The sequence below is a fragment of the Clostridioides sp. LIBA-6622 genome (genome assembly GCF_056716095.1).
Genome location: NZ_CP196998.1, coordinates 3,131,645 through 3,155,260, shown reverse-complemented (window position 1 = coordinate 3,155,260; position 23,616 = coordinate 3,131,645). Strand labels below are relative to the sequence as shown.

18 protein-coding genes are annotated in these 23,616 nt (G+C 28.6%); 12 read left to right on the top strand and 6 right to left on the bottom strand.

The features are described 5' to 3' along the window. Positions 1-187 precede the first annotated feature (187 nt). The 11 genes from scfB (at position 188) to aspS (ending at position 15,189) form a co-directional block, all read left to right on the top strand. Positions 188-1,567: a thioether cross-link-forming SCIFF peptide maturase gene (scfB, locus tag ACTG47_RS14910; protein WP_479925130.1), complete on the top strand. Its 1,380-nt coding sequence runs from the start codon at positions 188-190 to the stop codon at positions 1,565-1,567. A 28-nt stretch (positions 1,568-1,595) separates the two neighbouring features. Then, the gene (locus tag ACTG47_RS14905; RefSeq protein ID WP_169469925.1) at positions 1,596-2,093 is read left to right on the top strand and encodes a gamma carbonic anhydrase family protein; all 498 of its coding nucleotides are present in this window, start codon (positions 1,596-1,598) and stop codon (positions 2,091-2,093) included. A gap of 299 nt (positions 2,094-2,392) precedes the next feature. After that, a complete protein-coding gene (locus ACTG47_RS14900; RefSeq protein ID WP_479925129.1) occupies positions 2,393-4,057 on the top strand; it encodes an ABC1 kinase family protein in 1,665 nt (554 codons plus the stop codon). 12 nt (positions 4,058-4,069) lie between these two features. After that, entirely contained in the window at positions 4,070-6,520 is a 2,451-nt protein-coding gene (recJ, locus tag ACTG47_RS14895; protein WP_479925128.1) for a single-stranded-DNA-specific exonuclease RecJ, read from the top strand. A gap of 12 nt (positions 6,521-6,532) precedes the next feature. Then, positions 6,533-7,045 carry an adenine phosphoribosyltransferase gene (locus ACTG47_RS14890; RefSeq protein WP_169469928.1) on the top strand — a complete coding sequence of 171 codons (513 nt, stop codon included), beginning with the start codon at positions 6,533-6,535 and terminating at the stop codon, positions 7,043-7,045. 73 nt (positions 7,046-7,118) lie between these two features. After that, positions 7,119-9,326, top strand: coding sequence for a RelA/SpoT family protein (locus tag ACTG47_RS14885; RefSeq protein ID WP_479925127.1), 2,208 nt, complete (start codon positions 7,119-7,121; stop codon positions 9,324-9,326). Positions 9,327-9,350: 24 nt separating this feature from the next. Then, positions 9,351-9,800 (top strand): D-aminoacyl-tRNA deacylase, encoded by a 450-nt coding sequence (dtd, locus tag ACTG47_RS14880; protein WP_021385652.1) that lies wholly within the window; start codon positions 9,351-9,353, stop codon positions 9,798-9,800. Between the two features lie 14 nt (positions 9,801-9,814). Next, positions 9,815-10,429: an MBL fold metallo-hydrolase gene (locus ACTG47_RS14875; protein WP_479925126.1), complete on the top strand. Its 615-nt coding sequence runs from the start codon at positions 9,815-9,817 to the stop codon at positions 10,427-10,429. Positions 10,430-10,519: 90 nt separating this feature from the next. Beyond that, positions 10,520-12,079, top strand: a complete 1,560-nt coding sequence (locus ACTG47_RS14870) for a coproporphyrinogen III oxidase (protein WP_479925125.1) — start codon at positions 10,520-10,522, stop codon at positions 12,077-12,079. Continuing rightward, positions 12,069-13,331 (top strand): histidine--tRNA ligase, encoded by a 1,263-nt coding sequence (gene hisS, locus ACTG47_RS14865; protein WP_479925124.1) that lies wholly within the window; start codon positions 12,069-12,071, stop codon positions 13,329-13,331. Before ACTG47_RS14870 ends, hisS begins: the two co-directional genes overlap by 11 nt. Before the next feature lie 70 nt (positions 13,332-13,401). Continuing rightward, positions 13,402-15,189 carry an aspartate--tRNA ligase gene (gene aspS / locus ACTG47_RS14860; RefSeq protein ID WP_479925123.1) on the top strand — a complete coding sequence of 596 codons (1,788 nt, stop codon included), beginning with the start codon at positions 13,402-13,404 and terminating at the stop codon, positions 15,187-15,189. Positions 15,190-15,259: 70 nt separating this feature from the next. On the opposite strand, the gene ACTG47_RS14855 is transcribed toward aspS, so the two are convergent. Next, positions 15,260-15,526, bottom strand: a complete 267-nt coding sequence (locus ACTG47_RS14855) for a TIGR04076 family protein (protein WP_074178823.1) — start codon at positions 15,524-15,526, stop codon at positions 15,260-15,262. A gap of 62 nt (positions 15,527-15,588) precedes the next feature. Next, positions 15,589-16,458: a LysR family transcriptional regulator gene (locus ACTG47_RS14850; protein WP_054271311.1), complete on the bottom strand. Its 870-nt coding sequence runs from the start codon at positions 16,456-16,458 to the stop codon at positions 15,589-15,591. 392 nt (positions 16,459-16,850) lie between these two features. Between ACTG47_RS14850 and ACTG47_RS14845 the strand changes: the two genes are divergently transcribed. After that, positions 16,851-18,278 (top strand): cell wall-binding protein Cwp14, encoded by a 1,428-nt coding sequence (locus ACTG47_RS14845; RefSeq protein ID WP_479925122.1) that lies wholly within the window; start codon positions 16,851-16,853, stop codon positions 18,276-18,278. Between the two features lie 80 nt (positions 18,279-18,358). On the opposite strand, the gene ACTG47_RS14840 is transcribed toward ACTG47_RS14845, so the two are convergent. From ACTG47_RS14840 to ACTG47_RS14825, 4 genes are all read right to left on the bottom strand, one after another. Next, positions 18,359-18,628 (bottom strand): hypothetical protein, encoded by a 270-nt coding sequence (locus ACTG47_RS14840; protein ID WP_169469935.1) that lies wholly within the window; start codon positions 18,626-18,628, stop codon positions 18,359-18,361. 2 nt (positions 18,629-18,630) lie between these two features. Further along, positions 18,631-20,073: a Na+/H+ antiporter NhaC gene (gene nhaC, locus ACTG47_RS14835; protein ID WP_479925121.1), complete on the bottom strand. Its 1,443-nt coding sequence runs from the start codon at positions 20,071-20,073 to the stop codon at positions 18,631-18,633. 24 nt (positions 20,074-20,097) lie between these two features. Next, on the bottom strand, positions 20,098-21,264 hold the full coding sequence (locus ACTG47_RS14830; protein WP_479925120.1) for a MalY/PatB family protein: 1,167 nt from the start codon (positions 21,262-21,264) through the stop codon (positions 20,098-20,100). A 247-nt stretch (positions 21,265-21,511) separates the two neighbouring features. Then, complete coding sequence (locus ACTG47_RS14825) at positions 21,512-23,611, bottom strand: sigma-54 interaction domain-containing protein (RefSeq protein ID WP_479925119.1); 2,100 nt, start codon at positions 23,609-23,611, stop codon at positions 21,512-21,514. Positions 23,612-23,616: the final 5 nt, after the last annotated feature.

Below are 23,616 nucleotides of genomic sequence, written 5' to 3'. Positions count from 1 at the left end.
ACATATATTTTATAGTGTATTATTGTGCCAATTTAGGGGGATGTAGTGTATCCAATGAAATGACTTACGAATAGTAAGTCATTTTTGTATTGTATGTATTTTAGATAAACTTATGATATAATGAAGGGTAAAGTTTAATTAAAACAATAAAAAACTTTAGTATAGATAGTAATTTAGGAGGTAGGTTATGAGTATGATACATAAATTTTCTATGAATGGATATAATATCGTTTTAGATGTGAATGGTGGAGCTGTTCATGTATTAGATGATGTTGCATACGACTTATTAGACTTTTATAAAGAAAAAAGTAAAGAAGAAGTATTAGATATATTGAAATCTAAATATCAAGAAGAAAAAATAAATGAAGCATATGAAGAAATATCAAATTTAGAAAAAGAAGGTCTTTTATATACAGAAGATACATATCAATATCATCCAAGTTTTGTACATAGAGAGCCTGTAGTAAAAGCTTTATGTCTGAATGTAGCCCATGACTGTAATTTAAAATGTAAGTATTGTTTTGCAGCTCAAGGTGATTTTGGTGGAGAAAAAGAACTTATGAGTTTTGAAGTAGGTAAGGCAGCAATAGACTATTTGATTGCTAACTCAGGCAGTAGAAAAAACTTAGAGATAGACTTCTTTGGTGGAGAGCCTTTGATGAATTTTGAAGTTGTAAAACAGTTGGTTGATTATGGTAGAAGTATTGAAAAAGATTATAATAAGAATATAAGGTTTACAATAACTACAAATGGTGTACTATTAAATGATGAAATTATAGACTATATAAATGAAAATATGCACAATGTAGTTTTAAGTTTAGATGGAAGAAAAGAAGTTAATGATAATATGAGACCAACTTTAAATGATAAAGGAAGTTATGATATTACATTGCCAAGATTTAAAAAACTTGTGGAAAAAAGGGAAAAAGATAAGTATTACTATATAAGAGGAACATTTACAAGAGATAATTTGGACTTTGCTAAAGATGTCATGCATTTTGCAGATTTAGGATTCAAATTAACGTCTGTAGAGCCAGTTGTTGGAGATGAAAGTAATCCATATGCACTTAGAGAAGAAGATTTACCTAAGATATTTGAAGAGTATGAGAAGTTTGCTGTAGATTATGCAGATAGACAATTACAAGGAGATGGATTTAAGTTTTTCCATTTTATGATAGATTTAAATCAAGGACCATGTGTAATAAAAAGAATAACTGGATGTGGAGCTGGAAATGAGTATCTTTCTGTAACCCCAAATGGAGATATATATCCATGTCATCAATTTGTTGGAAATGAAGAATTTAAAATGGCAAATATATTTGATAAAGAAATTGTACTTCCAGAAAGCTTAAAAAACATGTTTAGAGAAGCTCATGTATACACTAAAGAAGATTGTAAACAATGTTGGAATAAGTTTTACTGTTCAGGTGGATGTCATGCAAATGCAATAAACTTTAATAATGACATATCAAAGCCATATGAATTAGGATGTGAAATGCAAAGAAAACGTACAGAGTGTTCTATAATGATACAAGCGAAGTTAATGTTAGAAGGGGCAACTAACTAAATTTATATTTTAAAGGAGTTGTTTATATATGATTAGAGATTATTTAGAAGATAAGCCTTTAATTGATGACAGTGTATTTGTGGCAAAATCAGCAGATATAATTGGAAATGTCAAAATAGGTAAGGATTCAAGTGTATGGTATAATGCAGTAGTTAGAGGAGATGAAGGACCAATAACTATTGGAGAAAATACTAATATACAAGATTGCTCTATAGTACATGGAGATGCAGATACTATAATTGGTAATAATGTAACAGTCGGACATAGGTCAATAGTTCATGGTTGTAAAATAAGCGACAATGTCTTGATTGGTATGGGTTCAATAATATTGGATAATGCTGAGATAGGAGAATATACGTTGATAGGAGCAGGTACATTAATTACATCTAATAAGAAGTTTCCACCAGGTGTTTTAATAATGGGCTCTCCTGGTAAGGTTGTTAGAGAACTTACAGAAGAAGACAAAAGATATATTGATGAATCGTATAAATGGTATCTAGAGGCAGCACAAAATCAAAAATATTAAATTAAAAGGTGGTTGTTTCAAAACATACTTAAATCTGTTTTGAGGCAACCACTAATTTATTTTATTAAATTTAGTTGATATCTAAGTTTTCAAAAAGTGTTTGATTAGGATAGGTATAAAATGTCAAAAATAAAAGTTAGCTGAGTTAAATAAATTTAATAAAATTACTAGTATATGTGATAAAATTAAATATTAAAGAGGATATAAGATATTAGAGTATCAATTGGTAAAATAATGTCATGTATGTTATAAATTAAGGTGTAAGTTTTCGGGTATACCTACTTTAGGAGTGAAAATATTTGAGAATAAGTTATAGAAATTTAAAAAGATATAGAGAAATTGGATATGTTTTAATAAAGTATGGATTTAGTTTTATTGTAGAAAGATTAAATATAGAAGGAATAGCTTATAAAATACCACTTTTTGACCCACCAGAAGAAATAAAAAATATGACAACTGGTGAGAGAATAAAAAGAGTTTTAGAAGAACTAGGGCCTACATATATAAAAATAGGACAAATATTAAGTACAAGAAAAGACTTGTTGGACCAAGATATAATTGATGAAATATCAAAACTTAGAGATGATGTTGAGAAATTTGACTCAGATATAGCTATTGAGATATTTAAAGAAGAAGTGGGATTAAATATAGAAGAAATATTCTTAGAGTTTAAAGAAGAACCAATCGCAGCAGCTTCAATTGGTCAAGTTTATGAGGGAGTTCTTAGAACTGGAGAAGAAGTAATTGTAAAAATTCAAAGACCCAATATGGAGAAAATAATAAAATCTGATTTGGAGATTCTTAGAACGATTGCAAATACTTTAAAGGATTTAAAAAAAGATTTTAATTTAGATTTAGTACAAATGATTGAAGAATTTCAAACTCAATTAATGAGAGAACTTGACTATACTTTTGAAGCTATAAATGCAACTAAATTTTCTAGGATATTTAAAAATAGTGATGAAGTATATATACCTAAAATATACCCAGAATATAATACTAAGAAAATTTTAGTAATGGAGAAGGTTAATGGTACAAAATTAAGTGATGTAGAAAAAATAAATAGGTTGGGATATAATACAAAAACTATTGTTGAAATAGGAGTGAGGTCTTTTTTTACACAAGTATTATCTCATGGATTTTTTCATGCAGACCCACATCCAGGTAATATATTTGTAGTTTCTAAAAATAAGATAGCATATATAGATTTTGGAATGATTGGAATTATTGACAATAAAACTCTAAACCAATTAAATGAAATTGCACTAGCAGGTGTAGAAAAGAATGTGGACAAGATAATATACTTGTTGATAGAGATGGATGCGTTAAATGGAGAAGCAGATATTAAAGGTCTTAGACAGGATTTACTTTATCTAATACATTATTACTATGATATTTCTATAGAAAAAATAAATGTAACAGATATATTAAATGAACTGTTTAGATTTTTTAGACAGTATAAGATAGTCATGCCTGCACAGTTTGTGACACTTGCTAAGACTGTTATAACATTAGAAGGAACAAGTAGAACTTTAAATTCAGATTTCTCTTTTGGTTCTATGGGAAAAGAGTTTATGAAACATCATTATAAGAATAAATTTAATCCTAAGAATGTCGTTTTAAGTTCAAGACAAAATGTAGAAGAAATATTACTTGATATAAAAACTATTCCAAAACAGTTAAAAGCAATCTTAAAGAATATAGAAAGAAATAATATAAAAATGCAAATTGAAGATGTTAAAATGACAAAATTAGAAAATTGTATACTAGAGTTAACGTCTCAAATATCACTGAGCTTAGTGTTAGCATCGATTATAGTGGGTTCTTCCCTTATAATTGCATCTCCAAATATAGAAAATAATATATGGATAAAGTTTACTGCTATAGGAGGTTTCTTTATATCTTTTATAATAGGACTTTGTTTAGTTATAAGGAGTATTAGGTCAAAATATAAAAAGGATTAGGGGGAATTAAATTTGAAAAAGTGGATATTGAAGTATAAAGGTAAAATAGAGGAAAGTGAATTTAGCAAAAAAATTAATATTTCCCCGGAAATATGCCAAATTTTAAAAAATAGAGGAATATGTACTGAAAAAGATTCAGAAATATTTATGAATCCATCTTTAGATTATTTAAGAGACCCTTTCTTGATGAAAGATATGCAGAAAGCTGTTGATAGAATAAAGTCAGCCATTGAAAATAATGAAAAGATTTGGATTTATGGAGATTATGATGTTGATGGTGTATCATCTACTTCTATTTTATGTATATATTTTAAGAGTATTGGGTATCATGTGGATTACTATATTCCAAATAGATTAGAAGAAGGATATGGTATAAATGAAGAGGCTATTAAGCTTATAAGCTCTAGGGGATGTGACTTGATTATAAGTGTTGACTGTGGAATTACATCAGTATCTGAGGTTAATATAGCGAATAATTTGGGTATAGATGTTATAATAACAGACCATCATGAATGTCAAAATGAGATTCCATCAGCTTTTGCAGTAATAAATCCAAAACAAGAAGATTGTAATTATCCATTTGATTCATTATGTGGATGTGGGGTAGCGTTTAAAATGATTCAAGCATTAACTCCAAAAGAAGAATTTAAAAATAGTATGTATGATTATTTAGAAATAGTAACTTTGGCAACTATTTGTGATATTGTTCCACTTATAGATGAAAATAGAATAATTGTAAAAAATGGTTTAAAATCAATGAAAGAAGGCAAAAATATTGGATTAAGAGAGCTTATAAAAGTTTGTGGTGTAGAAAGTGATAAAATAGGCTCTTCTCATATAGGTTTTGCAATAGGTCCTAGGATAAATGCTTCAGGTAGATTAGGGTATTCTTATTTAGGAGTGGAGTTGTTTACCACTCAATCTAAAGAAGAAGCTGAAGAAATAGCCAATATATTAGAAGAAAAAAATAATGAAAGACAGATGATAGAAGCTAAGATGTATCATGAAGCTGAAGAAATGTTAAGGTCTAATAGTAGATATAATGATGATAAAGTTTTGGTTTTAGCTAAAGAAGGTTGGCAACATGGAATAATAGGAATTGTAGCATCTAAGCTAACTGAAAAATACTATAAACCCACAATTCTTTTAGGTATAGATAATGGAGAGGCTACTGGTTCAGCAAGGTCTATAAAAGGATTCAATATATTTGAAGCTCTTGTAAAATGTAAAGATTTAATGACTAAGTTTGGTGGTCATGAGCAGGCAGCAGGGTTATCTTTAAATTCAGATAATGTGGAAGCTTTAGCAAATGAAATAAACAAATTTGCAAGTTATAATTTAACTGAAGATGACATGATAGAGAATGTGAATGTTGAATTTGAACTACAAGAAAATGTAATAAATTTAAATCTTGTAGAAGAATTACATAAGTTAGAGCCTTTTGGGTTAAATAATCCAAATCCTAGATTTATAGTTAGAAATTATATTTTAAAAGACTTAAAAGTTATAGGTAAAAATCAACAGCATCTAAAATTAAGTATAGAAAAAGAAAAAAGCTATGAATGTATAGGATTTAACATGAGTCATTTAAAGTCATTGTATAAAGTAGGAGACAAAGTAGATGTATTGTTCCAGCTGGATGAAAATAACTATATGGGAAATCGAAAAGTACAATTGTTGCTTAAAGATATCCGATTAGCTCGACCTAAAAGTGCAAGTAATGACAAACTTTCACTTAAATTAATGTCAAAAATAATACCCAAAGATACACAAAGCTTGTATAATATATCTGTATCTGATTTTGATTTATTTGATGGAAATACTGATATAAATATATTTGATTATTTTGAAAAAGGCACATTAATAATATCTAATTCTATAAATGGGTTTTATAGAGCAGTGTCAGATATATCACTTATGGATTTAGATTTTAAGATAAATTACAATATTATTGAAGACATTAGCAAAAATACTGATAAATTAGAGCTTATATTTTCTCCTAATATTGATAAAATAGACTTAAAAAGATATAATAATATTATTCTTTATGATTATTTATACAATAAAGGCGAATATTCGTATATATATGAGAATAAAAGAGAAGAAAGTGAAATTATAAAATATTATAATAAAACAGACCTATTATATTTAAAGAATGTAGTTAGTAATATAGTTCCATCAAGAGATGAATTTATAACAATTTATAAACAAGCACTTATAAAAAAAGAAATTGATTTGGATATGTTAAATATAAAGGGAACTTTTAATGTAATTCCATTAAAGTTTTTTACGATATTGAATGTGTTTAGAGAATTAAATTTACTTGACTTTAATTTAAATTATGAAAAAAATTCTGTACTCATAAGAATATTGCCAAAACCACAGAAGAAATTAGATTTAAGTGAGAGTTTAATACTCAATAATCTAAAAAATTTAGAAAAACAATATAATAGCAGTTATTAGGAGGCGTTTCCCATGGATTTAAAAAACTTTATAAGGAATATTGATGATTTCCCAAAACCAGGTATAGATTTTAAAGATGTTACTACTCTATTTAAAGATGGAGAGGCATTTAAATATGCAGTAGACTCTATAGTTGAAGAACTAAAAAGTAAAGGTGTAGATTTAGTAATAGGACCAGAAGCAAGAGGATTTTTGATGGGTACACCTGTAGCGTATGCTTTAGGAGTAGGGTTTGTTCCAATTAGAAAGCCTGGAAAATTACCAGGAGAAGTTGAAAGTTATGAGTATGGCTTAGAGTATGGTACGGATACTTTAGAAATACATAAAGATGCAATTAAAAAAGGTCAAAAAGTAGCAATAGTAGACGATTTATTGGCTACTGGTGGAACTATGGAAGCTGCTGCTAAGCTTGTAGAAAAATTAGGTGGAGAAGTAGTTTCTATGCAATTTTTAATTGAGCTAGAATTCTTAAATGGGAGAGAAAAATTATCTAACTATAATGTTAGTTCTCTTATAAAATACTAGTACTTTTACAATAGTTGGTATAGCACCAACTATTTTCATATATATTAAAATTTTATACAAAATAGGTGGTTATATGCATGATAAAGAATTACAAGAAATAATTGAAAAAATAAAAGTTTATGCACCTAATGCAAATTTTGAAATGGTTGAAAAAGCCTATAATCTTGCAAAAAAAGCGCATGAAGGACAATATAGAAAATCTGGGGAACCATACTTTATTCATCCATTAGCAGTAGCAAATATTTTGATAGAGATGGAATTAGATATTGAAACTATAACAGCTGGTTTACTTCATGATGTTGTAGAAGATACAGAATATACCTATGAAGACATAACAAAAGAATTTGGCAAAGAAGTAGCGGATTTAGTTGATGGAGTAACAAAACTTGGTCAAATAAAATATCGTTCAAAAGAAGAAACTCAATCTGAAAATCTAAGAAAAATGTTTTTGGCAATGGCGAAAGATATAAGGGTTATACTTATAAAACTTGCTGATAGATTGCATAATATGAGAACCTTAAAATATATGCCTCCAGAAAAAGCTAAATATAAGGCGAAAGAGACACTTGAAATTTATGGAGGTATAGCTCATAGATTAGGGATTTCTAAGATAAAGTGGGAACTAGAAGACAGAGCACTGAGATTTATGGATCCAGAAGGGTATTACGATTTAGTTGATAGAGTATCAATGAAGAGAAGTCAAAGAGAAGATTATATACACGGAATTGTTGAACTTCTTAAAGAGAAGTTTAAAGATTTAAGTATACCATGTGATGTATATGGTAGACCAAAGCATTTTTATAGTATTTATAGAAAGATGCAAAAAAAACACAAGACTTTTGAAGAAATTTTTGATTTAACAGCAGTAAGAATATTAGTAGATAATGTAAAGGATTGTTATGCAGTTCTTGGTATAGTTCATACATTATGGAGACCTATTCCAGGCAGATTTAAGGATTATATAGCAATGCCAAAGCCAAATCTGTACCAATCGTTGCATACTACTGTTGTAGGTCCTGATGGAGAGCCTTTAGAGATACAAATAAGGACTCATGAAATGCATAACATAGCTGAAAATGGTATCGCAGCCCATTGGAAATACAAAGAAGGTATTTCTAGTAAAGAATCAAAAGTTGAAGAGAAACTTCAGTGGTTGAGACAAATGATGGAGTGGGAAAAAGACTTAAAAGACCCACAAGAATTTATGGATGCACTTAAAGAAGATGTATTTAATAGTCAGGTTTACGTATTTACTCCAAAAGGGGACGTAATTGAATTACCAGCAGAATCAACACCTATAGATTTTGCATATAGAGTTCATACAAATGTAGGGAATAAATGTGTAGGAGCTAAAATTGATGGAAGAATAGTTCCTATTGATTATAAACTTCAAAATGGTAATATTGTAGAGGTGCTTACATCATCTAATTCTAATGGTCCAAGCAGAGATTGGCTTAATATAGTAAAGACACCAAATGCTAAAAGTAGAATTAGACAATTTTTCAAGAAAGAAAGAAGAGAAGAAAATGTTGACCGTGGAAATACAATATTAGAAAGAGAATTTAAGAAGCATGATATACCACAGAAAGACCCTCTTGTTGAAAAATATATGGCATTAGTTGCTAAGAAATTTAATCAGCCAAGTGTTGAAGATTTAGTTGCTACTGTAGGTTATGGTGGCATAATGTCATCTCAAGTTGTATCTAAAGTAAAAGATTTATATTTAAAAGAAGTTAAAAAAGTTAAAAAGGAACAACAAATACAAGAAGAAGATTTAAACAAACACAATATAAGTGAAACAGAATACAGTAAAAAGAGAAAGAAAAATGCTTCACAAGGGATTATAGTAAAAGGACTTGACAATATCTTAGTAAGATTTGCTAAGTGTTGTAATCCTCTTCCAGGAGATGAAATTGTAGGATATATCACTAAGGGTAGGGGTGTAGCTATACACAGAGCTGATTGCCCAAATGCGAACAATAATGGAGATTTCTTCCAAAATAGATTGGTAGAAGTTTCATGGAGTTCAGTAGGAAAAGGTAAGTTTGAAGCAGAGATTCAAATAAAGGCTGTTGACAGAAGAGGAATTGTTAATGAAATAACTCATATTGTTGCAATGGATAAACTTAGTTTAAATGGGATAAATGCAAGAAAAGGTAAAGATAGCATTGTAAGTATAAACTTACTTGTAGAAGTTAATGACACAGAGGAGTTAAAAATTCTAATGAAAAAATTAAAAGCAATTCCTGGTGTAGAAAGTATTTATAGAATGACAAATTAGAGTTAAAATAATAGGGAGGAAACTATGAGAGCAGTAGTACAAAGAGTATCTTCATCTAAAGTTACAGTAGATGAAAACACTATAGGTCAAATAAATAAAGGGTTACTAGTATTATTGGGAGTGACTCATGATGATAAATCAAGTGATGTAGATTATATGATTGACAAAATATTGAATCTGAGAATTTTTGAAGATGAAGATGACAAAATGAATTTATCTCTAATGGATATAGGTGGAGAGCTTTTAGTAGTATCTCAATTTACTTTATATGGAGATTGTAGAAAAGGAAGAAGACCTGGATTTAGCAATGCAGCCAAACCAGAACTTGCAAATAATCTGTACGAAGAGTTTATAAAAAAGGCAAAAGATAAAGGTGTAACAGTTGGTACAGGTCAATTTGCGGCTCATATGATGGTGGAATTAACTAATGATGGTCCAGTAACAATACTATTAGACTCAAGTAAATCTTTTTAAGGGGGAAAACTTTAATGGTTATAAAAAAATTTGTAGACAGTTATTTTGGAGTAAATACTTACGTATTAGGTGATGAAAAAACTAAAAAATGTGCAGTTATAGACCCAGGTGGAAGTTTAGTAGATACTCTAAGTTTTGTAAAAGAAAATGAATTAAATATCGAATATATAATCCTTACTCATGGACATGGAGACCATATAGGATATGTTAAAGATATTAAGGAAAAAACTGGTGCTAAGGTAGTTGCACATATTGATGAGAAAGAATTATTAAATGACAAAAATAAAAATTTAAGTTATACAATGAGATGTGGAGCACAAGAGTTTGATGCAGATATATATGTAAATGATAAAGACAAGCTTGAACTTGGTGAATTAAAATTGACTTTCTTACACACTCCAGGACATACACAAGGATGTATGTGTATAAGAGTTGAAGACGAATTATTTACAGGGGACACTTTATTTGCTGGAAGTATCGGTAGAACTGATTTGTATAGCGGAGATTTTCATCAAATGGAAAAATCACTTAAAAAATTATGTAAATATGAAGATGCTGTTAGAGTATATCCCGGGCATGGACCAACTAGTACTCTAGGGGTTGAAAAGAAGACAAATCCTTATATGTAATTTTATATTAGTATTAAATAATATATCAAATATTTAATAACTGTATTAGAAATGGGGTTCTTCTACTGTTAAATAGAAGGAGTTAAGTTGATGTTATATGTTTTTTTAAAAGGACATGATTATAAGTATGAAGTAGCAGAACTTATAAAATTGTTTACTAATGAATTTAAATTTAATGACTCTGATAAATGTAGTAATAATACTGAGTCAATGTATTTAATAAATAGATTAATTTATGAAAATGGAGTATTGTCTTCAAATACTGAGTATTATGAAGATGAAAACTTGAAGTATGAATCAATACAAAATATAGAAAATATAAATCTCGAATTTTTAAATGGATTTGATAATAGCAGAGCAATTGAAGAGTTTTTGAATAAGTTAGACAATGAAAGTAAGAGACACTTTAAAAAGCTATGTAAAGAAAGTATTAAAAAAAGCATGTTTATAGTGCTTAAACAAATATTTAATTCTTATGTTCCATGGGGCATTTTGACTGGTATTAGACCAGTCAAAATTGTCCACAATCTAATGGATAAAAAGTTAGATGATGATAGCATAAGAACCATTCTAAAAGATAATTATTTTATAATAGATGAGAAAATAGATTTAGCTCTTGAAATAGCCAAAAGAGAGCGAGTATTTATGTATCCTATAGATAAAAATAAAATTTCTCTTTATGTAAGTATTCCATTTTGTCCAACTAGATGTGTATATTGTTCGTTTCCTTCAAACTCATTAAAGCAATTTGGGCATTTGAAGAGAGAATATGTTTATAAATTGATTGAAGAAATTAAAGGATTTGCCAAGCTTGTTAAAGATACTAATAAAGAAATTGAAACTTTATATATTGGTGGAGGAACTCCTACTACATTGGATGAGGAAGAGTTAGACTTGCTTATAAATTCGCTATTTAATGAATTAGATTTAACTAAAATTAAGGAATTTACTGTGGAAGCAGGTAGACCAGATACTATTACAGAGCAAAAACTAAACGTATTAAAAAAACACAATGTAAGTAGAATTAGCATAAATCCTCAAACTATGAATGATGAGACTTTGGTTAAAATTGGTAGAGAACATAAAGTTTCTGACTTAGTAGACTGCTTTAATATGGCTCGTAGAATGGGATTTGATAATATAAACATGGATATAATTTTAGGTCTTATAGATGAGGACTTGAATATGGTAAGGAATACATTGGAAGAAATAAAAAAACTTTCTCCTGAAAGTCTTACAGTCCACACATTAGCTATAAAAAGAGCATCTAACTTAAATATAAATATGGATATGTATAAAGAACACCTAACACAGTATGAAGAAATGGTAAAAATGATAGATTTATCAATGAAGTATGCAAAAGATATGGGATTGAATCCATATTATATGTATAGACAAAAACATATGTTAGGAAATTTAGAAAATATAGGTTATGCTAAAGAAGGATATGAGTGCATTTATAATATACAAATCATGGAGGAAAAACAAAGTAATTATGCATTAGGTGCAGGTGCTATATCAAAATTTGTTTATGTAGATGAAGATAGAATTGAAAGAGTAGAAAATGTAAAAAACGTTGAACAATACATTGCAAGAGTAGATGAAATGATAAAAAGGAAGAAAGAAGAGGTATATAAAAATGTTGACTAAAGCTCCTAGAGGAACTAAAGACATAACTCCAAAAGAGGCTTATAAATGGAGTTATGTAGAAAATAAATTTAGAGAAATATGTGCTTTATATGGCTATGAAGAAATGGTAACACCTATATTTGAACATACAGAACTTTTTAAAAGAAGTGTTGGAGATACTACAGATATAGTTCAAAAAGAAATGTATTCTTTTAAAGACAAAGGTGACAGAGAGATTACATTAAAACCAGAAGGAACAGCAGGTGTAGTAAGAGCCTTTATAGAAAATAAATTGTATGCAGATACTCAACCAACTAAGTTATTTTATGTTACACCTTGTTTTAGATATGAAAGACCACAAGCCGGAAGACAAAGACAGTTTCATCAATTTGGTATAGAAGCACTTGGAAGTGACACTCCTTCAATGGATTCTGAAATAATTGCATTAGCTGTTCAATTTTTTAATGAAGTTGGGCTAAAGGATTTAATAGTAAGTATAAATTCAGTTGGTTGCCCAGTTTGTAGAAAAGAATACAATGCTTTATTAAAAGAATATCTTGATTCAAAAGCAGATGTATTATGCGAGACTTGTAATGAAAGAAGAGAAAAAAATCCAATGAGGGTTATAGATTGTAAAAACCCTACATGTAAAGAAAATATCAAGGATATACCATTTATTGCAGACCATTTATGTGATGATTGCAAGACTCACTTTACAAAGTTACAAGAGTACTTAAATGAAATGGATATAAACTTTGTAGTTGATAAAACAATAGTTAGAGGACTAGATTACTATAGAAAAACTGCTTTTGAAATTATATCTAATGATATAGGAGCACAAAGTACTGTATGTGGTGGAGGTAGATATGATGGTCTTGTTGAGCAACTAGGAGGACCAAAAGGTATAAGTGGAATTGGATTTGGATTAGGAATTGAAAGACTTTTACTTACACTTGAAAACAATGGGATTGAAATAGAAAATCCACAATCTACAGACATATTTATAGTGACAATAGGAGAAGAAGCAAATACAAAAAGCTTTAAACTATTAAAAGAATTGAGAAAAAATCATATAAGTGCAGATAAAGACCATATAGAGAGAAGTGTCAAAGCACAATTTAAATATTCAGATAAGATAAATTCTAAATTTACAATAGTAATTGGCGATGATGAGCTTAAAAATGACACTGCAACATTAAAAAATATGAAAACATCAGAGCAAATTACTGTAAAATTAAGTACATTAGTTGAAGAATTAAAACAAAAGCTGTAAAATAAGAAAGTATGATATTTTGCGTATTAGATAATATAGCATTAAAATTAAATAAAATGGAGGTAGTATCTTGGAAACTTTAAAGGGTTTAAAGAGAACTCACTACTGTGGAGAGTTGAGAGAAAAGAACATAAATGAAGAAGTTGTACTTATGGGATGGGTACAGAAAAAAAGAAACCTAGGTGGTCTTGTATTTGTTGATTTAAGAGATACAAGTGGATTATGTCAAATAGTTTTTGATACAGATGTAAATAAGGAAGCTTTCGAAAAAGCTGAAAAATTAGGGGCTGAATTTGTAATAGCTGCAAAAGGAAAAGTGTGTGAAAGACAATCTAAAAATCCTAATATGCCAACTGGAGATATAGAAATATTTGCAACTGAACTTAGAATTTTAAATAAGTCAGAAACGCCACCTATTTATATAAAAGATGATGATGATGTTTCAGAAGCTCTAAGATTAAAATATAGATACTTAGATTTAAGAAAAGCATCTATGCAAAACAATTTAAAACTAAGACATAAAGTAATGAATATTACAAGAAATTACTTATCAAATAATAGATTTTGTGAAATAGAAACGCCATTTTTAATTGCACCAACTCCAGAAGGAGCAAGAGACTATCTTGTACCAAGTAGAGTTAATCCAGGAAAATTTTATGCATTACCACAATCACCACAATTATATAAACAATTACTAATGGTAAGCGGTATGGATAGATATTTCCAAATAGTTAAATGTTTTAGAGATGAAGACTTAAGAGCAGATAGACAACCAGAGTTTACACAAATAGACTGTGAAATGTCTTTTGTTGAACAAGAAGATGTTATGAATATGATTGAAGGATTGCTTGAAGCTATATTTAAAGAAGTTTTAGATGTAGAATTGACACTTCCACTTCCTAAGATGACTTATGCAGAAGCTATGTCGAGATATGGTTCAGATAAACCAGACACTAGATTTGGATATGAATTAACAGATATATCTGATGTTGTTTGTAATTGTGGGTTCAAAGTGTTTGCAGATGCTACACAACCAGGAAAAAGTGTTAGAGGTATAAATATAAAAGGTAAAGCTGATGATTTTACTAGAAAGCAAATATCATCATTAGAAGAACATGCTAAGACATATAGAGCAAAAGGTCTTGCTTGGATGAAAGTAGGACAAGAAGGAGTAACTTCTCCAATAGCAAAATTCTTTAATGAAGAAGAAATGAATTCTATACTTACAAGAATGAATGCTGAAGTAGGAGATTTACTTTTATTTGTAGCTGATAAAAACTCAGTAGTATTTGATGCTTTAGGACAAGTTAGACTTGAAGTAGCTAATAGACTTAATATGTTAGATAAAAATGTATATAATTTATTATGGGTAACTGAATTCCCTGTTTTTGAAGAAGATGAAGAAACAGGAAAATTCTCAGCAATGCATCACCCATTTACATCACCAATGGATGAAGATTTAGATAAATTAGAAGAAGGTGATAAATCATCTTTAAGAGCTAAAGCTTATGACATCGTATTGAATGGTTATGAGATAGGTGGAGGAAGTGTTAGAATATCAAATTCTGATGTTCAATCAAAAATGTTTAAAGCACTTGGTTTCACAGAAGAAAGAGCTAATGAGAAGTTTGGATATTTATTAGAAGCATTTAAATATGGAACTCCTCCTCACGCGGGCTTAGCTTTTGGTCTTGATAGACTTGTTATGTTACTTGCAGGAGCTGACAATATAAGAGAGGTTATTGCTTTCCCTAAAAATCAAAATGCTGTTTGTCCTATGACAAATGCTCCAACAGTAGCAGAAGATGAGCAATTAGAAGAATTAAGTATAAAAGTTGATGTAAAAGACCACGAATAATATATATTTATAATAAATTAAAATACAAAAAGTCTGGATATAAAGTATCTTTATATTCAGACTTTTTTTGTTAATCTATTTTTTCTATTTTAAATATATTTATAATTTTGGCATCTGGGCAACAAAATACACATTCATTTTTATTTTCTTCTCCAGGTATACTTCCACCATATCGTAGTATGTCAATATAAGGAAAAGCTACATGTAATGCCATTGGGCATAATTTCCCCCTTTCTGTATCAAAGTCAAATGAATCTCCAATCTTATGTCCATAATGACAAGCACCTTTTTCTTTTTTATCTATTAAAGTTATCTTTATTTTTGGTCTTCTAGCCATATTTTTATACATCCCCCTTGTATTTTTATTTAATATGAAAAGACTATAGTTATAGCTTTTATTTAAAGATTTTTAAAATAGTTAATAAGAAAGTCTTTAAATAATAATACGGCTTTAGATGTGTAATTTTCATTAAACCATGATAGATTTAAGTATCTTTTAAATTCAATATCTTTTATATGTAACAGTTTAATTTCGGGGTCTTTAGATAACCCCCATGATTTTCCACATATAAATCCAACACCTTGAAGTGATTTTATGAGTGCATAAATTGTGTATGGTGAATCACATTCAAAGGCTATTTTGGGTTTGAAATTAGCAGATTCACATAGTATATCTATTATTTCTCTATAGTTCTCACCTTTAGTTATAACTATGAAGTTTTCATCAGAAACTTCGCTTAGGTATACTTCATCTTTTAAAGATAAGTTATGATTAATTGAAATACCTAGTAATATCTCTTCACAAGTTAAAGTTATATTATTTTCTGAATTTATTTTTGTAAAAGAAGAAGATATATACAAATCAAAATCACTTTTCTTGTAAGAAGATGGCAAAGTATGTGAAACATTAAAAGTAATGTTAGGATATAGTTTTCTAAAATTACTTAAAAGTGAAGGTAATACATTAGCTGCTGCAGTTGCTAATATTTTTACTTCTCCTGAGTTTTCTAAAGAAGTATCTCGTAATTCCTTTTTTGACATTTCTACCAAATCTAAAATACTATCCACTCTTTTTAGAAATAATTTTCCATATTCATTTAATACAATGTATCTTCCTTTTCTATCGAATAACTTGACTCCAAGTTCTCTTTCCAAAGAAGATATAGTTTTACTTAAAGCTGGTTGTGCTATATTTAGTTTTTGTGATGCTTTTGTTATGTGTTCCATTCTAGCAACCGTTTGAAAGTACTTAAGATGCAATAAATCCATAATATAAAATACACCTCTTTTAATATGACTTGATTTATATCAATTTGATAATTAACTATATATTATACATTATAATATAAAGCTTGTATAATAAACTATAGTATATCAAAAAGTTATTCACACAGTTATTTATATATTATACATAATCTAATTAAAAAAAGTGAGTTCAATATATAATTAATTAAAGAAATAATGCTAAAAATTTTAATTATATAAAAATATATCTGATGAGTAAAGCATATATTAAGCAAGGTCAAAAACTTATTATAGAAGTAAAATAAAATCCTATTTATATTATTTAATATTTTAGAGTAATGATATTAGCTAAATTATTATGTTATACTATTTTAAATAGGAAAAATATAGATACTATAATTTTAGGGGGAGTTAAGATGAAATTAACTAAATCAATATCATCAGTATTGTGTTTATCTCTAGTTTTAAGCTTATCACCAGTGTCACATGCAAATGAAATAAGTAGAACAGCAGTAGAAAATACTTTAGTAGGTCAGGATAGATACCAAACTGCTATTGAAGTAAGTAAAAAGGGATGGAGTAGTGCAAATGAGGCTGTAGTTGTAAACAGTGAATCTATTGTAGATGCATTGTCTGTAACACCATTTGCTAAATTAAAAAATGCTCCTATACTATTGACAGAAAAAAACAATCTAAATTCACAAACTGAGAAAGAATTAAAAAGATTAGGAGTTAAAAAAGTTTATATAATTGGGTTATCTAGTTCTGTATCAAATGATGTACAAAAACAGTTAGAATCCAATAATTTAACTACTGATAGGGTTGGTGGTAGTGATAGATACCAAACAGCCTTGAGTATAGCTAAAAAAATAGAGGAATTAAAAGATATATCAGAAATAGCTGTAGTAAACGGATATACAGGTCTTGCAGACGCAGTTAGTATAGCTTCTGTAGCTGCGACTAATGGAATGGCTATACTTCCAGTATCTGATTCATCTGGGATATCTAGCTTTAAAGATTTTATAGAATCTAAGAATATAAGTAAATCATACATAATAGGTTCTACTAATGCTGTATCAGATAAAATAAAACAAAGTTTACCTAACTCTGAAAGAATAGGTGGAGCAGATAGAAATGAAACTAATGGTAAAGTAATAGAAAAGTTTTATACATCCAATAAATTAAATAATGTATTTGTAGCTAAAGATGGAATGAAAAAGCAAAACCAACTTATAGATGCTCTAGCAGTAGGAGTACTAGCATCAAAAGAAGATTCTCCTGTACTTATAGTAGGGGAACAATTAAGTACAACACAAAAGAGTGTATTTTCAAATAAAAGTGCTACCTCTATAACTCAAGTTGGTAGTGGAGGGAATGAGCGTGCATTTAAAGAATTAAAAGATTTACAAGCAAATAATACTAATAAGAAAGTAATGTATGTAACTAACACAGATAAGGTAAATATAAGAAGTGATGCTACAATAGAAGCTTCTGTTATAGGATATTTAAATCATGGTGATGAAGTAGAAGTTTTAGAAGTATTAAAAACTGGATGGGTAAAAATAAAGTACAATGAAGATATTGGGTATGTTAGTGGGTCTTATCTGACAAATAATAAGCCTGATAGTAGCAATGAAAATGTAAAAATAAAGTATGTAAAAGAAAAAGATGGTCTAAATGTTAGAAAAGGACCAAGTACAGAAGATGAGAAAATAGGACATCTTCCATATGGAAGCAAAGTAGAAACAATAGAAATGTTTGCTACTGGATGGGTAAAAATAAAATATAGTGGTGGATATGGTTATGTAAGTAATGATTACCTATCTGATACCCCAGTTATTTAATTGTAAGTAATATTAAAAGAAACTGCTTTAATGTTTGAAGCAGTTTCTTTTTTATAAAATTTTGAGTTTGATGGTTATTTCTATTTGGATACCCTAATTTTAGGATTCATTATTATGGATATTACTATCATACAAATACTTAAAATCCAGTGAGTAATTCCAAACTTAGATATTAATAAATTCAATCCTGCCATAGTAAATAAACAATATTTAATTAAAATTAAAAGTGTATTTATAGAAATTCCTTTTATTGAAAGTATTCTAAATCCTAGGATAGACATTCTAAGTCCTACAAATGCCAATAATACACCTGTAATGTCCTGAATTAGGTAATAGTATTCAAAACTCATACTTAATCAACCCTTCTCTGGACAATGTCAAATATCTCTAACTCTTCAATTTCATCATCTGTATATGTAAGCATAGTAAAGCCAGTCACACCATAAATAAATGAAATTATAGGAGTAATCCAACTTAAGAAACAGTATGGTATAAATTCCAATGGACTTACACCAAGAGTTTGGGCACAGAAAACAGCATTTGAATTCCATGGTATTAATGGTCCACCAAGTGTGGCTGTATCTTCTATAATTCTAGATAGATTTTGTGGTTTTAATCTAAACTCTTTGTATATTGGAGACATTAAAGTTCCAACAAATACTGAAGTAAACATCATTGATGAACTAAATGCGTTTGCAAAGTAGCTTACTATAAAGGTAGACCCAACTAATTTAGTTCTGGATTTTCCTATTTTAGTTATCATAGGCTGAAGTAGTACCTCTAAGAAACCAGTTTTTTGGAGAATACCAGCAATAACGAAAACTACAAAGACTAGTAAAACGGTTTCAGCCATACTCATGATTCCACCACGATTTAATAGTTTGTCAGCATAGACAAATCCAGTATCGATAGTAAAACCTGATAGCATATAATTTAAAATATCACCTATTTTTTCTCCTTCTTGAAATACAGCTATGATAAGTCCCATGATAGATGAACTTAGTATAGATATAATAGGAGGTTTTTGTAAAAATAAAAGTAATAATAAAAATATTATTGGAATCATTGCTACTAAGCCAATATGAAAGTTTGAATTTAAAACATCTTTAATTTGATTTATTTGGACATAGTCTATAGTATTATTTGAATATTTTAATCCAATTACTGTATATAGAACTATACATATTACATATGCAGGTCCTGTTGTGTAAACCATATGCTTCATATGTGTAATCACATCTGTCTTACAAACTGCTGCAGCTAGATTTGTAGAATCTGATAGGGGAGACATCTTATCTCCAAAGAAAGCACCAGAAATGACTGCACCAGCTGTTAAACCAAGGGGAATACCCATGCTAGTACCAATACTCATCATTGCTATACCAGAAGTTCCAAGAGTTCCCCAAGATGTACCAGTAGCAACAGAAGTAAGTGAACAGACTATTAATGTTGTAAGTAAAAAATATTTAGGTGTTATTATTGTTAGCCCACTATATACTACTGTTGGTATCGTACCAGCAGCTATCCAAGCTGCTATTAGTACGCCAACAGAAAGTATAATTAAATTTGATTGAAAAGCATCCTTACCAACTTCAAATCCAAAAGCTTCTATTTCATCATTAGTATAACCAAGCTTCATAGCTGCAGGAACGACTATAAGCCATGAAAGTAAAAACATTATAGTTATAGAAGCATTAAATATAACTATGCCAATTGATGTTAAAGCTATTATTGCAAGCATTACTAACAAGGAATATCTAAATGAAGGTCTTTTTCTTTCTGTATCTATTTTCATAGTGCAAATTCTCCTTAAATATTTTTAGTTGATTGCATTTTTTATTCTTGTAAGAGCTTCTTCAAGCATGCTTCTTGGACAAGCCAAGTTTATTCTTTGATACCCACTTCCTCCAATACCAAAGCTATTTCCTTGATTTAAAGCAATCTTACCTTTGTTAACAAGTATACTTTCTAGTTCATCATCACTTAATCCAAGTCCACTAAAATCTACCCATAATAAATAAGTACCTTCTGGTTTTCTAACTTTAAGTTTTGGTATATTTTCATTTATATATTTTATAGCAAAATCTATATTTGATTCTAAATATTCCAAGAAGGATTCTAACCAAGGTTCACCATTATTATATGAGGCTTCTGTTGCAACTAAACTAAAGCAGTTATTTCTTTTTATATCAATTCTAGTAAAGGCATAATCCAACAATTTATAGTCTTTTTCATCAGGTAGTATCACATAAGATGACTGAAGACCAGCTATGTTAAAGGTTTTAGTAGGAGCCATACAAGTAATTGTATTTTTTTCATATTCCTTAGAAATAGATGCCATAGGTATATGTTTATGTTTTTTTAATATAATATCACTATGTATTTCATCAGAGATTACTTTTACATTATGTTTAAGGCAAATGTCTCCTAGTTTTTTTAATTCTTCTTTTGTCCACACTCTACCAACTGGATTATGAGGATTGCAAAGTATGAACAATTTTACATCCTTAATCTTGCTTTCAATGTCTTCATAATTCATTATATAATTTCCATCCTCTAGTTTTTGTAATGGACTTATAACCAGTTCTCTATTATTATTTTTTACAACACTATTAAAAGGACTATAAACTGGTTCTTGTATCATTATTTTATCGTTTTCTTTTGTAAGTTCGTTTATTAAAAGACTTATAGCTGGTATAACACCTGGGCTATAAACTAACCATTCACTTTTTATTTTCCAATTATGTCTTCTATCTAGCCAACTTACTATAGATTCATTGTAAGAATCTGGTCTTGTTGTGTAACCATAAATCTCTTGTTCTAATCGATTGCTTAAAGCCTCAATTATACAAGGAGCAGCTTTAAAATCCATGTCAGCTACCCACATAGGAAGTAAATCATTACTTCCATATTTTTTATCCATCTCGGACCATTTAGAAGAAAAATTATTACTTCTATCAACAACTTCATTAAAATTATAATTCATTGTAAAAACCTCCAGTAATTTTAAAATTTATGTTAATAATATTAAGCAAACAACATGCCAAGATGAATAATAAAAATTAATTGACAATAAGTTAATGTATGATGCTAAGTAATTTCAAAGTATAGAGGAATTAAAAATATTAATTATATCTAGTGCTTTATGGAAAAGGTTATTTACAATGAAGTTTCATATGTATGAAAATATAATCAAATAGGTTTAAATAGTTAAACAGTTTAACCATTTAAACCTATTCATGCTTTTTTAGAAATTCAAATCCTTTTGATGTTATAACTGAGCCACCACGACCAACCAGTATATCGACAAGTCCAAAGTTTTGTAATTCTAGAAGAATATTTCGAATCTGTTGCTCTGTTAAAAATCTATTTTCCTCTAAAGCTATTTTGTACAGACTTTTTCTACCAATTCTTTCTTTTAAATCATAAGCCTTCTTTAAATTATCCAATATAAATAGGTATTCCTCTAAAGGTCTTCTAAATTTATAATCATGTTTTATTAAATTTTTATTTTTGTTAATGTTTAATTTATATTTTACTGTTTTATCTGTTATTTTGTTACAGACAGTTCTACTATAATTTGAATCTATAGTATCCAATATATATTCTGGTAAGTCACATATCTCTATAACATCTTTTCCTAGGTAACAGAAGTATTCTCCTAAATTTCTTAATTCTCTTACATTTCCTTCCCACTTATACACTTTGAAGATTTCTTTTACTTCTTCACTTAGAGTAAAATTACATGAGATATCATACTTTAAAGAGTTAAAAATCTCAAATATATCAACAGGTCTTTCTCTAAGAGGATGTATTTTAAGAGGAAGAACATTTAATCTAAAATATAAGTCTCTTCTAAACATATCTTTAGATACTAGTTCTTTTAAATTTCTATTAGTAGCCGCAACTATTCTTACATCAATATCAATGACATTGTTTGAGCCAATACGTCGTACTTGTTTTTCCTGTATAACTCTAAGTAATTTAGATTGAGAATTTAAATCCATTTCACCAATTTCATCCAAAAATATAGTTCCATTGTTAGCCAATTCAAATAAACCAATTTTTCCACCTTTTTTAGCACCAGTAAAAGCACCTTCATCATAGCCAAATAGTTCACTTTGTAATAAACTTTCTTGAAAAGTGCTACAATTTACTGCCACAAAAGGTCCATCTTTTCTCCTAGAGGCACTGTGAATTGATTGAGCAAATAATTCCTTACCAGTACCACTTTCACCAATTATTAAAATAGAGGAATTTGATTGAGCCATGTTATTGGCTATTTTTTTTGTATTAATAGTTTGTATACTAGAACCTAATATATCATCAAATGTATATTTACTGACATTACCTGAATTGACTAATTGTGCTCTTAGCTTTGCTTGCTTTTTTTCTAGTTGAGAGAATTTGGTCATTTTTAATATAAATCCATCAAATACATTTAATTGTATGTGTTTAATCTCTAAATTTATATCAACATGATTTATTTTAATTAATTTTTCATAAAATGGAGCTTTATTGGTTAATATGTTTTGAAAATTGATTTCTTTTATACAATCACCAATAAATTCATAAATCATTTCATTTGCATTTATAGATAAAATTTTTCTAGCCATATGATTGTAGAATTGAATAATTCCATCATTATTAGTGCATATAATTCCATCATCAATTATAGATAATAATAAATCAAACTGCCTTTCAAATTTATTTGCATCTAATAATAACTCACCTGTACTATAGCTTGTAGGTATTATTTTCTCTACATATTTTTTTATTAAGTCATCTTTTATTAGATGTTTTAGTTTAGTCTTTGTAGCAATTTCAACAATACAACTTAAATCTATTATTCTATATTTTAGGTCTATAACTTTACAATTTTTAACTTTAGGTAAGATTTTTTCACCAGGAGTTAGTATTATAGCATCTGTAGGAGTAAATTCTATCTCTGGATAGCAAGGTAGGATATTGATATTGTCTATTCCTAGTCTATGTATTAAAGATATTGTCTCTATTGCCATATCCTTACTTAGATTATATACATAAATAATTTTATCTTTTTCTAATCTTGATATCATATCGATACTGTTTTTTTCAAATGTTAACTTAGGTACAATAATTTGAGCATCATGATGGGACAATTTTGCTATCTCATCATACTTTAAATAAGCAGATAGAAGTATTAAATTTTCTTTAAAAAATCTTAAATTTCCTTCTTCAAACGAGTATAAATTTATTTTTATATTGTCTCCTAAAAATTGCTTTATTTGGTCTTCATAAATTTCTCCAGCATCTTTTTTTAAACTTACAATAGCTAATTCCATTTGTTTCATTTTAA